This window comes from Arcicella sp. GW822-FHT02H01 (assembly GCF_058802005.1).
In genome coordinates this window covers 3,355,549-3,370,004 of the sequence record NZ_JBXANT010000001.1, presented here as the reverse complement: position 1 = coordinate 3,370,004, position 14,456 = coordinate 3,355,549, and the positions used below count along the sequence as shown (strand labels likewise).

Sequence of the window (14,456 nt, the reverse complement as noted above, 5' to 3'; positions counted from 1 at the left end):
GAAAAATAATTTTTCTTAGATTTATAAAAATTTAACAAAAAGGTGTTCTTTTTATGAACACTGTTCATTATTTTTGTGCCTAATGATTTTAAACTTCTAAAAAATATGAAAAATACAATTAGCACGATTATTATGCTTCTGTTAATAATCAATCTTGGCAAGGCACAGTCTGTTCATAAAGATGCTATTTTAGGTGAATGGCTTTCTGAGGAAAAAGATGGGAAGGTATTAATCTTTAAACAAGGTGAAAAATATTTCGGAAAAGTAGTTTGGGGAAAGTCTTCTGGAAAAAAAGATGAGAAGAATCCAGACCCTTCATTAAGAAATAAAGATATTATAGGTTCTACTATTTTAAAAGACTTTAGTTTCAAAGGAAAATCATGGGAAGGCGGAAACGTTTATGACCCTAATAATGGCAAGAGCTACTCTTGCACGATGAAGCTAAAGAGTAATGACGAATTAGAAATCAGGGGCTATATTGGTATTTCTTTATTAGGAAGATCAACAGTATGGACAAGAGTTAAATGATTTTGTGGAAATTGTATCCACATTTTAAAATCGAACATTCAAAATATGGGTATTATCGAGAGAAAAGAAAGAGAAAGGCAAGAAGTTCGGTCAATGATTTTAGAAGCCGCGCAACAAGCCTTTATAGAAGATGGTTACGAGAAGGCTTCTATCCGTGCCATTGCCGACCGTGTAGAGTATAGTCCAGCAACAATATATCTTTATTTTAAAGACAAAAGTGAGATTTTCTTTGCTGTTCATGAATTAGGTTTTGAAAAATTAATACTGGAAATGTCTGATGCGATTGAGGGCATACAGAATCCCCTTGAAAAACTTCGTCAGCAAGGATATGCGTACATGAAGTTTGCATTGGAAAATCCAGCCATGTACGATTTGATGTTTATCCAGAATGCTCCCATGGAAGCCATTTTTGACAATGAAGAATGGGCATGTGGACATAGATGTTTTGAACTTATCTGCACGATTGTGCAGGAGTGTATTGATAATAAGTTAATCAAAATTTCTGGATTAGAATTAGCAACTATGTCGATTTGGTCGTTTATGCACGGCTTAGTTTCACTTAAAATAAGAAATAGATTTAAAATGTTCCCACAAGAACACATTCAACAATTAATGTCTGCTTCAGTGGAACAGATGATAGAACTTATTCAACATGACTAATCCATCGCTTGATTTTTTTACTAACCTCGTCGGCAAACCCTTAGCCGAAAATAGTCCTTCGCCCGTATCAAAATGGCTAGATGGCATTCTGATTGGTCTTGAACATGGCGCTATTACGGTAGAATATACCATTCGCAAAGATATGTGTAACCCTGCGCATATTCTTCATGGGGGCGTAGCAGCCACGATGATGGATGATATTATCGGGATGACAATCTTTAGCATGGGGCATACAGCTTTCTATAGTACTGTCAATCTTTCGATTGATTACCTATTTTCTGCTAAAATTGGAGAAAAGGTTACCGCAACATCCAAGATAATCAGAGTAGGAAAAAAAATAGCCCATGCAGAAGGCGAAATCAGGAATGAACAAGGGACGATCATTGCAAAATGTACGACCAATCTTGTATCTACCAGCAACGAAATAAAGTCCTTATAATTTATCAACTTAAAAAGCACTATTTCAACATTTCAGGTTAAGTGCTTTTTATTTTGCTTAATAACTAAACACTGTTTATATTTTAAATAACGTTTATGAAAACCCTAAAAATTTACGCAAAACCTTTTATAGCAATCAATCTTGCCAATAATAAACTGGTTTTACTATTGCTTGTAAGTATTTGCTTCTTGACAGACTCAAAGGCTCAATCAGATATTTTAAACCAATATGTGCAAGAAGGTTTAAAAAATAGCCAGATTATCAAACAGCAACAATTCTCTTTACAGAAAGCTGTATATGCACTTGAAGAAGCGAAGGCACTCTTTAAACCTAATGTTAGTTTTAACACTACTGTTTCGGCGGCACAGGGCGGACGTAAAATCGAAATTCCAGTAGGTGATTTGGTAAACCCTGTTTACTCAACCTTAAATGCACTGACCAATTCAAACAAGTTTCCGCAAATCTCCAATACTTCTGAGCAACTAGTTCCTAAAGACTTTTACGATTTACGTTTTAAAACTACTATGCCCATTTTGAATGCTGAAATCAGATACAATCAAGCTATTAAAAAAGAGCAAATAACGGTACAGCAAACCGAAATTCAGGTGTATAAACGTGAATTAGTACGCGACATTAAAGCAGCTTATTTTAATTATTTAAAAGCCAGTGAAGCTGTTAAGGTGTATGAAAATGCGTTGAAAATTCTTCAAGAAAGCGAACGGGTAAATGAAAGTTTGATTAAGAATGGTTCGGCAAATCCAACAGTGCTGGTACGTACTCGTAACGAAATCGCAAAAATTGATGCTGAAATTAGTAATGCCAAGGGTAATCAACTCAATGCAGCAGCTTACTTTAATTTTTTATTGAACAAGGATTTTAATTCCAACATTGAAATCGAAAACCTCAATACATCTCTACTAGACTTGAATCTTGAAGATGGACATCGAGAGGAACTAGATAAGATTCAGGCAGGAATCAATATCAACAAACAGTTGGTAGGATTGAGTCAATCTTACAAAAAACTAAAAGTGGGGGCTTCCTTAGATGTAGGTTCGCAAGGACGTTTCGCCCAAATAGCCAGTGCTGATAAAAACTTCTTTAATCCTAATGCCTTTGTATTGCTCGGGGTTTCATTCGATTTACCTGTTTATTCTTTTGGCAGGAATCAGTTAAAAGTAAAACAGTCGGAAATGGACTTGGCAGCTTTGGATACCCAAGCTCAACAGGTAAAAAACCAGTTGGCACTCCAAACTGAAATGGCACAAAACTCATTAAGCTCCTCTAAAAAAGTATTTGCATCTAAGGCTTCACAAATATCAACTGCTGAAAGATATTACCGCGATATGCTCCGCAGATACAAAGAAGGCAACCTGAATTTTATAGAATTACTTGATGCACAGACACAAATCACCACAGCACAATTACAACAGTCTATTTCTCTTTATGATGTTTGGCTAAAATGGACCGACCTAGAAAGAGCCAAAGCTAGTTACGAAATCAAATAACCCTACTAAGAAATCATGTTTAACACGATAAAAAGTATTTTCAGAAACATTACTGAAAAAAATAATATCATCGCCCGCCCCAAAACGGCAAAAGCTGGCAAGAAGTCATTTTATGATTTAACAATCAAGAACTTGACAGGTAAAACAACAATCAACTTTGCTGATTTTGAAGGCAAAAAAGTATTGATTATCAACACGGCTTCTAAATGTGGATACACTCCACAATATGAAGACTGGCAACAGTTTCATGAAAAATTTGGAGACAAAGTAGTTGTTATCGGTATGCCTGCCAATAATTTTCTAGCACAAGAATCTGGTAGTGCCTCTGACATTGAAGAATTCTGCCAAGTAAACTATGGCGTTTCATTCACGATTACTGAAAAAGTAAGTGTGTTCGGCAATGACAAACATCCTATTTATCAGTGGCTTTCAGATGAAAACAAAAATGGCTGGAACAATATAGCACCAAGCTGGAATTTTTGTAAATACTTAATCAACGAAAAAGGAGAATTAACGCATTTTTTTGGTTCAGCCATTAAGCCTGAAAATCCTTCTTTCAAACAAGCATTAGCATTCTAAATCAATTTTTTAAGAATAAATATTCAAAGGATATGAAAAAAATTATCACTTATTCTATTGGCTTTTCCTTCCTGTTTTCGGTACTGGTAAGTTGTGGCAAAAAAGCGGAAGAAAAAAAATCTTTGGCAGACGAAGACGTAATCGCCGTGAAATTGGCGGAGGTTGTCCAAGGAAATTCAAATGAAGTTATCAAAGCCTCGGGATTAATGGCTTCCTTACAAGAAGCTCGTTTATCGTTTAAAACAGGCGGAATTATTGCCAAAATTTATGTAAAGGAAGGTCAGAATGTTTCGAAAGGACAACTATTAGCCTCGTTAAACCTTACTGAAATCAATGCTCAAGTACAACAGGCTTCTGAAAGTGTACAAAAAGCCGAACGTGATTTAAGAAGAGTGACCAATCTTTATAAAGATTCTGTCGCTACCCTTGAACAAGTACAAAACCTAACTACGGCTTTGAGCGTAGCCAAACAAAACTTTGAAATTGCGAATTACAATCAGGGATTTTCTAAGATTTATGCCACTTCTACAGGTGTAATTGTAAAAAAGCTCATGAATGAAGGCGAATTAGCTGGACCAGGCACTCCTGTATTCTTTATGAATGCAACCAGTGCTAACGACTGGGTCTTGAAAGTAGGTGTTGCTGATAAGGACTGGACACGCCTTCATTTAGGAGATAAAGCAACGATTCAATTAGATGCTTTTGCCGATACTCCATTTACGGCTACAGTTTCTAATCTATCACAAGGAGCAGACCAAAGTTCTGGATTATATCAGGCTGAATTAAAGTTAAATACGCAGGGCAAAAAAATGGCTGCGGGGCTATTCGGTAATGCCATCATTACACCAAATGCTATCCATCAAAATACCTTTGTGCCCATCGATGCCGTCATTGAAGGTAACGGAAATGATGCTTTTGTGTATACAGTTGAAAACGGAAAAGCACACAAAGTGTCGATTAAAATACTTTCTATCAATAATGATAAAGTATTTATCCAGAGCCCTTCTGTACCCATTACACAAGTAATCACTGGCGGGTCTGCGTATTTAGTAGAAGGAAGCAAGGTAAAAATCATTCAATAAAAAGAGAGTTTCACACTCAAATAAAATTATTATGAAAATCTCTGAATTCTCAGTTAAAAATTACCAATTCACGCTGGTCGTGTTTTTGGGTATCCTTTCAATAGGTATTTACTCCTTATTGAATATGCCTCGTGGAGAAGACCCTGAGTTTTCTTCTCCCCAGTTTGGTGTCACTGTTATTTACCCAGGTGCATCGCCGAAAGATGTTGAGCAGTTAGTAGCCGATGTAGTAGAAAAGCGTATCAACGAATTAGATAATATCGAAAGAGTTAGAACCAGTATTTATGATGGCGTAGCTATTTTTCAGGTAGAATATGCTTTTGAGTCGGACCCCGAAGAAAAATACCAAGAGATAGTGCGTGAAATGAACGCCGTTAGAAAAGAGTTACCCGCCGATGTGCTAGATGTACGCATAGAACGGTATCAGCCCGACGGTGTAAATATCTACCAATTTGCCTTGGTGTCTGAAAACCTACCCTATTCTCAATTAGAAAAGTATGCCGACGATTTGGAAAAAACTTTAGAGAAAAACCGTTCTCTAAAAAATATTAAAAGTTGGGGCTTTCCTCAGCGAAAGATTTCGGTAGAGTTGAATCAGGCAAAATTGGCACAAGACAAAATTCCTGTCAACAGAGTTTTAGGAGCGATTCAGTCTGAAAACGTAAATATTCCAGGTGGTTCTTTGAATCTTTCAAACAAAAAATTCAATGTAAAAACCTCTGGCAATTTTAAAGACATTGAGGAAATCAAAAACGTTATCGTGTTTACCAATGGCACTAAAATCGTTTATTTAAAAGACATTGCCGAAGTAAAATATACCTACGAAGACGAAACTCATAAAACGCGCTTAAATGGACACAGAAGTGTATTTGTAACAGCCTGCCAAAAATTTGGACAAAATATTATTAAAGTACGCGCACAGACTGATCCAAAAATCGAGGAGTTCAGAAAGACATTACCTAAATCGGTAGACTTGGTAAAAGTATTCGATCAAGCAGAATCTGTTGATAAACGCTTAATGCGTTTCGCCAAAGATTTCGGCATTGCTATCTTATTGGTCTTGATTACCCTTTTGCCTTTGGGTTCTAGGGCCAGTTTAGTCGTAATGATTTCTATCCCACTTTCATTGGCCATTGGATTAGCACTTTTATATGCCTTAGGTTTTACCATCAACCAACTTTCTATTGTTGGAATGATTGTAGCATTAGGTATTCTGGTAGATGACTCCATCGTAGTCGTCGAAAATATCGAACGATTTATGCGGATGGGCATTCCTAAGAAGCAAGCGGCTATTGATGCCACTAAGCAAATTAGCTTGGCGGTAGTAGGTTGTACAGTACTCTTAATCTTTGCTTTCTTGCCTGTGGCCAACTTACCAGAAGCCGCTGGAAAATTCATTCGTAGCTTACCTATGGCTGTCAGTGTTACAGTACTAGCCTCTATGGTTGTAGCCTTGACGATTGTGCCGTTTTTATCAAGTGTTATCTTAAAAAATCATGAAAATGCCGATGGTAATTTCATTTTAAGAGGCATGAAACGTCTGATTTCTGCTACTTATGGCAAATTGATGGATTGGTGTTTACAACACCCTAAAATTACCCTTGCTGGTGCTTTAGGCATCTTTGTAGGCGTAATGATGATTGCCAAATTCTTTTTAGGCTTCTCGCTTTTCCCTACTTCCGAAAAGCCCATGTTTTTGGTCAACATAACAACGCCTGTAGGAACCAACCTAAAAGCGACGAACGAAGTAGTGCGTTTTGTAGAAAATGAATTAAAAAAAGAGCCAGAAATTAAAAACATTGCGGCTAACATTGGTAGAGGCAATCCAAGGATCTATTATAATGTAATTGGTGGGGCAGAATCTGAAAACTTTGGCCAGATTTTTGTTCTTTTACAAGATGTTGAAACGAAGGAGAAAAAGCAGATAATCGACCGCCTGAGAACCCAGTTGGCTAATTATCCAAATGCTAAAATTGAAGTAAAAGATTTTGAACAAGGCCCACCTTTGGAAGCACCGATTGCTTACAGAGTTTTTGGGAATAATTTAGATAGTTTAAGAATCATTGCTGGGCAAATCGAAAAGATTTTAGCAGCTCAGGAAGGCTCTATTTATACAGACAATCCGCTAAGGGTACAACCAACTGACCTAAGAGTACATATTAACAAAGAAAAAGCTGGTTTGTTGGGCGTAAACATTTCAGATATCGACCGTACAGTGCGTTTGGGCATTGCGGGCTTGAATGTAGGGACTTATCGTGAAGAAGGACAAATTGATGACTATAACATCAATGTTTCGATTCCAAGAACTGATACCAAACAGAATTTTGAGGTATTTGATAACCTCTACGTCAATAATGCCTTAGGAACAGCTATTCCTATTAAACAATTGATTGAAGTGAAATTTGAAACTTCGCCCAACCAGATTAAACATTATAATAAAGACCGCTATGTAACCATTTCTACGTTTTTGAAGTCTGGTTATAATACTGCCAAAGTAAATCAAGAATTAATTCAGAAATTGAATAAATTCAAATTCCCACAAGGTTTTTACTATACGGTATCGGGCGAAGCAGAAAATGCAGAAAAATCTTTCGGAGGCATAGGGGTAATTATCCTGATAACTGTCTTTGGGATGATTGCTATTCTTATCTTAGAATTTAGGAATTTTAAATCGACGCTCATTGTACTTTCTGTTATTCCTCTGGGAATTGTCGGAGCCATTGTTGGGCTGTTAATTGCAGGAGAAAATTTATCGTTTACGGCCGTAATTGGTTTTATAGCCTTAATTGGTATAGAAATTAAAAACTCGCTCTTATTAGTAGATTTCACGAATCAACTCAGAGAAGACGGGATGGAACTAGACGAAGCCATTCACCAAGCAGGTGAAATTCGTTTCGTACCCATCTTATTAACATCATTCACTGCTATCGGAGGATTAATTCCATTGATCATTGAATATTCTGATTTGTATTCGCCTTTGGCAATTGTACTAATCGGTGGTATTACAAGTTCTACATTGTTGGCTCGTTTGGTTACGCCAGTAATGTATAAGTTACTTCCGCCAAGTATTAGTAAAAAAGCAACTGTGGCTTAATAAGCTTTTACAAGCCCTAAGTGAAATACTATTTGAATATCATTGAGCGTTTTTAACAGAGAGAATTTTATCTATTAAATTAAAATTTTAAATCAATGAAATTCAACACGAGTAAACTTATTCAATTTTTATCACGGAATTTCTATATCAATCCGCGATTAATTGCACCACAGAAACGTTTTTATGCAGATTTAGGGATGAACTCATTAGAATTCCTTGAATTAATTGTTTATTTAGAAAATACTTATGGAATTGTTTTGCCAGATAATGAAGTGGATAAAATCCAGACGATAAAACAGTTGTCTGAAGTAATGGAAGCAAATCTTGTTCGTGTAGAAGCTTAATTACAAAAGTATTAAGCATGGCTACATGCCTTTTTGGAAGAGTTTAATATAAATTTAATCTTGACCAAAATCATTCAAATTCTATCAACATTAATTATCCCGAATTTTCTTTGGAGTAATGGGTTTTAGAAGTTTTGTTTTATCGTCTTGTCCTTACTTTTCTTGTCTTGATACAAGAAAAGTAACAAAAGAAAATCAAGAATTCCTAAACTCGCTTCGCTCAAACAGTAGGAATTCGGGGTCTCTCAATCAAAAAAGCGGTCAAAAATCAATTTTTGACCGCTTTTTTAATTTTAAAATTCGAAGTAACTCATATTTGATAAAAATCTAGCCAGCTATTTCGTTCAACGCTTTTACAAACACATCCAACTCCTGCGTAGTAATATACAAATGTGGGGTTACTCTTACACCCATCACATTCGCTTTTTGATTAGCAATCGCCACCGTGAAGATTTTGTATTTATCAAAAAGAAGCTTTGATAATTCAGGAGGAGTTTTCCCTTTTACGCCCACATTGGCAATAGCACAACTACGGGTATTTTCTTTAGGAGTATTGAGTATGATATTCGGATTGTCTCGTACTTTATCTGTCCAATATTTTTGAAGGAATCTTAAACGAGCTTCCTTTCGTTGAATACCAATTTTCTGATGAAATTTAATAGCATCCTGAATGGCTAAGTCTGTAGCAACAGGTACGGTCCCTGTGTGATTCAGTTTACGAATATCGTCATCGGCAAAATTCATATCTCCATACAATTGCCAAATCTGTTTTATTTTATCTTTCCTGACATAAAGAATCCCTGCCCCTAACGGATTTCCTAGCCATTTATGCAAACTACTACCATAATAATCGCAACCCCCAAGGTCTGTAATCTTAAAATCTAAATGCCCAAAAGCATGAGCACCATCTACCATCACTTCTACCCCATGACGATGTGCCATTTCTACAATTTTCTTAACAGGTAAAATCTGTCCTGTAATATTAATTAAGTGGCAAATCATCAATAAACGAGTTTTGGGCGTAATAGCTTTTTCATACACCTCCACAATTTCTTCGTCTGATTTTGGATGATTGGGTACTGACACTATTTTATTCACCATGCCATACCTGCGTGCTTGTAGCTTGAACATATCCAACATCGCTCCATAATCTTGTTCAGCCATAATGGCTTCATCGCCTTCTTTCCAATTAATGCCCGCAATGATAGTATCTAGCGACTCAGTAGTATTCCGTGTAATAATCAGTTCTTCATACGAACAGCCGAGCAAGTCTGCCAATTGTTTTCGAGAAACCAATTTATCATCAAACTGGCGAGTCCGCATATAATAAGATGACACCTTGTTTACATCCCGTATGTGTTGAATATAGCTTTCTAATACTTCATTAGAAGCTAAAGAATAATAGCCATTTTCAAGATGGATAAAATCATGGGTAAAGTTATAGGCTTGTCGGATGTTTGACCAAAAGGCTTCGTCTTCGGCTAATTGTTGGGCAGGAATATCAATGGTTTTAGCCAGCAGGCTTTCAATATCTAGCATCGAAATAGCCGAAATACCTGTAAATGTTTTTAGGAATTGACGTTTAGAAAGCATGAGTATGGTTTGGAGAAGAAGTATTAAATAGTGTTGCTTTCCTTGAAATTACAGAATAAATAAGACTTTAAAAATGGAATTTTCTGAATTCGGTAAAAAGCATCGTAAATTGCATCAATATTTGATGTAATCTCACGCTGAATGTCTCAAGAATTTCCACCACTTCCTATACTTTTCCAAGACGAACATTTTGTTGCTATTAACAAACCGCATAATTTATTGGTACACCGTTCTTCTATTGCTGCCGATGAAAGTGTTTTTGCACTGCAACTATTACGTGACCAATTGAATTGTTGGGTTAGTCCTTGCCATCGTTTAGACCGCAAGACCTCAGGTGTATTATTATTCGCCCTTTCGGCGGAGGCAGATAAAGAGGTGAAAAAGCAATTTGAAGCCCATACTATTCAAAAGAAATATTTAGCCTTGGTAAGAGGTTATTTACCCGAAACTGGGATGACCGACAGACCTTTGGAACGTGAGAAAGGTGGATTTCAAGACGCTGTTACTCATTTTAGATGTTTGCAACAAGTTGAACTTCAGATTGAAGTAAGTCGCTATCCAACTTCGCGGTATTCTTTAGCAGAGATTTCACCAGAAACAGGTAGAATGCATCAAATTCGCAGGCATTTTGCTCAATTAAGGCATTATTTGATTGGCGATAAAACGTATGGGGAATGTAAGCATAATAAGATGTTTGAAGAAAAATTCGATTTGCATACCATGCTTTTACATGCACAAGAATTAGTCTTCACTCATCCCTTTACGCAAGAAAGTACTCGAATCATTGCTCCGATGAATGAAGAGTTTACTCGAATACTTTCTGCCATTGGCATGAATACCGAAGGACTTTAATGCTGATGCATCAAAAGTCCTTCGCTAAACTAAATACTTCCTTGTACTTCTTGAACAATCGCCTTTAAGCCTGTGTAGTACAAAGTAGTAGTGGCTTCAAAACCCGAATCAGTGCCTAAAATCAACCAAATGTCTCCTTTAGCATCAGTAGTTCCTGTAAGTACTCCTGATTTTCTGATTAATTTATACTCACTTTTCTCAGTACCATTTGCAATGTTTCCAAACACTTTCATGTCGTCGCCACTAGTCGCCTGTTGCATCTTTTTGATGTTCATTTTGTAGTGATTAGAGGTACTATCTATCACTTTTTTAGGCTCGATTGATGTAAAGCCCAAACCAAAATAAACGCTTTCGCCCGGTGCACCACCTACACCCATTGCATTTGAAGGAGCATTCGAAGCAAATTCTACTTCAAAGCTTATCGAATACTTCTGATTAGCCTTCAAACCAGAGTATTTTCTGGTGATATACATAAACAAATCATCACTATGATTATTGCCCGAAATTCTCAATGCTTTTTTGGTGGTATCCAATGGCATTGGCAACTTAGCTTGAGCAAATTTTAACTCATAGAAATCTTCAGAACCTACTGGATAATCTGCAAAATCTCCTTTCCAACCCTCTATTGAAGTATTAAAATTGTCGCCAATAGTATACGTCGGAATGTAAGGAGTATTCTCCATAGAGCATGAGAATAACAGTGAGGCTACGAATACACTTAAAATGATTTTTTTCATGATTTTTAAAAAGTTTGTTTCAACAATGACCCCACCGTAGTTGTAATAGTTGGAAACATTTATTTTAATTTTTCAACAAAAAACATAAAATGTTGATAATCAATAAAATGTATTTTAAAAAATAATATTAATTTATTTTTGCAAGAGTATAGTAAAATTTCAAAACAGGAAATATATTACCTATACTACTTATAAATTAAAACCAGTGATACACACAAAAAAGCGTTAAAATATTGAACAAACATTCAATACTTTGTTGTTTTTAGATATGTTTTTGGTAACGGATAGATTTTCTTTACTCAGGTATTCCTCTCATTAACCTTTGTTAACTATTGTGTTTTAATTCTTGCTTGAAAAATGCTTTATTATTTATTTTTTTGAGGCTAGTTTCCTAAAATGTGGGAAATGGAATAAAAACATTTCAATAGAATTGCTAAATATTTTTGGTTGTTATCGTTCTGAGTATGAATAAATTCACTAATTTTGCAGTCCCGAAAATGAAGCTAATGGTACTTTCGTCAAGGGAATCAAATCATTTAAACGTACCAATTCGATGAATCAAAAAATCAGAATTAAATTGAAGTCATTTGACCACACTTTGGTGGACAAATCGGCTGAGAAAATCGTGAAAGCGGTTAAAGCTACAGGTGCAGTGGTTTCAGGACCAATTCCTTTGCCTACAAAAATTGAAAAATTCACAGTTTTACGTTCTCCACACGTTAACAAAAAAGCTCGTGAACAATTCCAATTATGTACTTACAAGCGTCTAATTGATATTTTCTCATCTTCTCCAAAAACAGTTGATGCGTTAATGAAATTAGAGTTGCCTTCAGGTGTTGATGTTGAAATCAAGGTGTAGTTTTCCTTGCTTAGATACATACAAAAAATCCCTTCTAACATTGTTAAAAGGGATTTTTTAGTTAAGACTAAATATTACTGTTAGATTCAATATCAAAAGATAAAATACTAGCTATCAACGTCTTACTTTTCTTGTCTTGATACAAGAAAAGTAACCGCGCGGCGGACCGCAAAAGAAAATCAAGAAATTCCGAATCGCATCGGCGAACCGACTCGCTTCGCTCAAACAGCGGAATTTCGGAAAAATCTAGCAATCAGATTAAGTATGAAAATTGTATTTCTTACTTTTTCAAAATGGCTAATTCTTCCTGCACGAAATCCATCAACGAAGCAATATGTTCTTTTGAAAAATCAAAAGGAATATTGGCCGCCTCATAAATCTCACGCATTGGTTTGGTATAACCCAATTTCAAAGCATTCAAATATCCTTCCAATCCTTTTTCTGGATTCTCCTTATAGTTTTTCCATACGCCAATAGCGCCTAACTGTGCAATACCGTATTCGATATAATAAAAAGGCAATTCAAAAATATGTAATTGACGTTGCCACATCCACGATTTATAATTTTCTAAACCAGACCAATCCGTTATCGAATCAGTAAATTTTTCGTAGATACTTACCCAAGCCTTGGTGCGCTCTTCAACCGTATGCGTTGGGTTTTCATAAATCCAGTGTTGGAATTTATCAACCGTTGCTACCCACGGAAGTGTACTGATGATGTCTTCCAAATGTTGAATTTTAGCGCGCTTTAACTCTTCTTCATTATCAAAATACACATTCCAGAAATCCATCGAAATCAGTTCCATCGACATCGAAGCTAATTCTGCTACCTCCGAAGGGAAATTACGGAAAGTATTCAACATCAAATCTTTCGTCACGATAGAATGCACCGCATGACCACCCTCGTGAAGCATCGTAATCACATCACGCATCAATGATGAGGCATTCATAAAAATGAATGGGAAGCCTGTTTCTTCTAATGGATAATTATATCCCCCTGGTGCTTTTCCGACTCTTGATTCTAAATCCAAACGCCCCATTTCTTTCATAATGGTTAGGCATTCGCCTAAGAATGGGTCTAATTGCGTAAAACATTCAATGGTTTTATTCAATAAATCTTCTCCTCCTTTAAATGGATGTAACGCTGGGCGACCTTGTGCATCAACGCCTTTGTCCCAAGGACGTAATTCGCTAACAGCTAAAGCACTTTTTCTTTCCTTCGCTAAATTGTTCAACATCGGAACAAGGGTTTCAGCTACAGCATCATGGAAATTAAAGCAATCGGCAGCCGTGTAATCAAAACGCTTTAATGCTGCAAAAGAATAATCACGGTAATTTTCAAACCCTGCATTCAAGGCAATCTGATGACGCAAAGCTGTCAATTTATTAAAAAGCTCGTCCAGCTTCTCGTGGTCTTGAAAGCGGCGTTCTTGTATTTTTCTATAAACAGATTCTCTTAGTGTACGGTCGGCATTTTCCAAGAAAACCCCTGCTTGTTGTAAAGTTTTGGTTTGTCCGTCTAGCTCAACCGTCATCGCTCCTACTATCGCTTGATATTGGCTAGAAAGGTTCTGAATTTCAGTAAACAACGTAATGTTTTCATTTCTAAAAATTTCAGTCGATTTCTTCATTCCTCTAATCGTAATGTCAAAACCTGTATCAGTCAATTCATCCAGAAATGGACTTTCCAACGTCTTTTTATTCAAAACATCGTCGTATTCAGCCAAATGAGGTTGTATTTCAGTAACAAAATCGTCAAAATTTGCTTTGATTTCTTTGTCGCCCGTATCACAAGTCATTTTGATATAACGCCAAGCAAAATTTTCAGAAAGATAGCTTTCTAATTCAGAACGGTCAGTGAAAAACTTACGTAAATCTTCTGCACTATTAATAGTACGTTCTACTAAATTATCAAATAAAGGTTTTACACTTTCCCAAGTGCTTAATTGAAAATCTGCCGTTAAAAATTTACGGATTGGTGGATTAATGTTTATGGATTTTGTCATTTTATTTTAATCAAAGAAGTAGGTAGCTATTTATCAGATTTCAAGCTACTCGTATGTTAAATTTTGTTTATCAAAAGTAATAGAACTTTGTTTCATTGCCCCAATCTTAAGCAAAAATCACCTGAAAAATGTAAATTGCATAAAAATGCCATTTAAACAACTCCTACGTTCGGTAAAAA

At 36.0% G+C, this 14,456-nt stretch carries 13 protein-coding genes; 10 read left to right on the top strand and 3 right to left on the bottom strand.

Annotation, left to right across the window (positions count from 1 at the left end):
- Nucleotides 1–105: 105 nt before the first annotated feature.
- From AC1RNE_RS14165 to AC1RNE_RS14130, 8 genes are all read left to right on the top strand, one after another.
- A complete protein-coding gene (locus tag AC1RNE_RS14165; protein ID WP_492801653.1) occupies nt 106–528 on the top strand; it encodes a DUF2147 domain-containing protein in 423 nt (140 codons plus the stop codon).
- Between the two features lie 45 nt (nt 529–573).
- The gene (locus AC1RNE_RS14160) at nt 574–1,188 is read left to right on the top strand and encodes a TetR/AcrR family transcriptional regulator (protein WP_492801651.1); all 615 of its coding nucleotides are present in this window, start codon (nt 574–576) and stop codon (nt 1,186–1,188) included.
- Nucleotides 1,181–1,627, top strand: a complete 447-nt coding sequence (locus AC1RNE_RS14155; RefSeq protein ID WP_492801649.1) for a PaaI family thioesterase — start codon at nt 1,181–1,183, stop codon at nt 1,625–1,627. The genes AC1RNE_RS14160 and AC1RNE_RS14155 overlap by 8 nt, the downstream gene beginning before the upstream one ends.
- Before the next feature lie 95 nt (nt 1,628–1,722).
- On the top strand, nt 1,723–3,132 hold the full coding sequence (locus AC1RNE_RS14150; protein ID WP_492801648.1) for a TolC family protein: 1,410 nt from the start codon (nt 1,723–1,725) through the stop codon (nt 3,130–3,132).
- A gap of 15 nt (nt 3,133–3,147) precedes the next feature.
- Complete coding sequence (locus AC1RNE_RS14145) at nt 3,148–3,711, top strand: glutathione peroxidase (RefSeq protein WP_492801647.1); 564 nt, start codon at nt 3,148–3,150, stop codon at nt 3,709–3,711.
- 32 nt (nt 3,712–3,743) lie between these two features.
- Nucleotides 3,744–4,793, top strand: coding sequence for an efflux RND transporter periplasmic adaptor subunit (locus tag AC1RNE_RS14140; protein WP_492801645.1), 1,050 nt, complete (start codon nt 3,744–3,746; stop codon nt 4,791–4,793).
- Nucleotides 4,794–4,824: 31 nt separating this feature from the next.
- The gene (locus AC1RNE_RS14135; protein ID WP_492801644.1) at nt 4,825–7,887 is read left to right on the top strand and encodes an efflux RND transporter permease subunit; all 3,063 of its coding nucleotides are present in this window, start codon (nt 4,825–4,827) and stop codon (nt 7,885–7,887) included.
- A gap of 95 nt (nt 7,888–7,982) precedes the next feature.
- On the top strand, nt 7,983–8,231 hold the full coding sequence (locus tag AC1RNE_RS14130) for an acyl carrier protein (RefSeq protein ID WP_309920974.1): 249 nt from the start codon (nt 7,983–7,985) through the stop codon (nt 8,229–8,231).
- Nucleotides 8,232–8,558: 327 nt separating this feature from the next.
- Here AC1RNE_RS14130 and AC1RNE_RS14125 read toward each other — a convergent pair whose 3' ends face one another.
- Nucleotides 8,559–9,824, bottom strand: a complete 1,266-nt coding sequence (locus AC1RNE_RS14125) for an aminotransferase class V-fold PLP-dependent enzyme (protein ID WP_492801642.1) — start codon at nt 9,822–9,824, stop codon at nt 8,559–8,561.
- A 141-nt stretch (nt 9,825–9,965) separates the two neighbouring features.
- Here AC1RNE_RS14125 and AC1RNE_RS14120 point away from each other — a divergent pair, with 141 nt between their 5' ends.
- Nucleotides 9,966–10,676, top strand: a complete 711-nt coding sequence (locus tag AC1RNE_RS14120; RefSeq protein WP_492801640.1) for a pseudouridine synthase — start codon at nt 9,966–9,968, stop codon at nt 10,674–10,676.
- Between the two features lie 29 nt (nt 10,677–10,705).
- Here AC1RNE_RS14120 and AC1RNE_RS14115 read toward each other — a convergent pair whose 3' ends face one another.
- Nucleotides 10,706–11,413, bottom strand: a complete 708-nt coding sequence (locus tag AC1RNE_RS14115; RefSeq protein ID WP_492801638.1) for a hypothetical protein — start codon at nt 11,411–11,413, stop codon at nt 10,706–10,708.
- A gap of 553 nt (nt 11,414–11,966) precedes the next feature.
- Between AC1RNE_RS14115 and rpsJ the strand changes: the two genes are divergently transcribed.
- A complete protein-coding gene (gene rpsJ / locus AC1RNE_RS14110; protein WP_184135098.1) occupies nt 11,967–12,272 on the top strand; it encodes a 30S ribosomal protein S10 in 306 nt (101 codons plus the stop codon).
- 280 nt (nt 12,273–12,552) lie between these two features.
- Here the strand turns inward: rpsJ and AC1RNE_RS14105 are convergent, their stop codons facing one another.
- Nucleotides 12,553–14,277, bottom strand: a complete 1,725-nt coding sequence (locus AC1RNE_RS14105; RefSeq protein ID WP_492801636.1) for a M3 family oligoendopeptidase — start codon at nt 14,275–14,277, stop codon at nt 12,553–12,555.
- Nucleotides 14,278–14,456 lie beyond the last annotated feature (179 nt).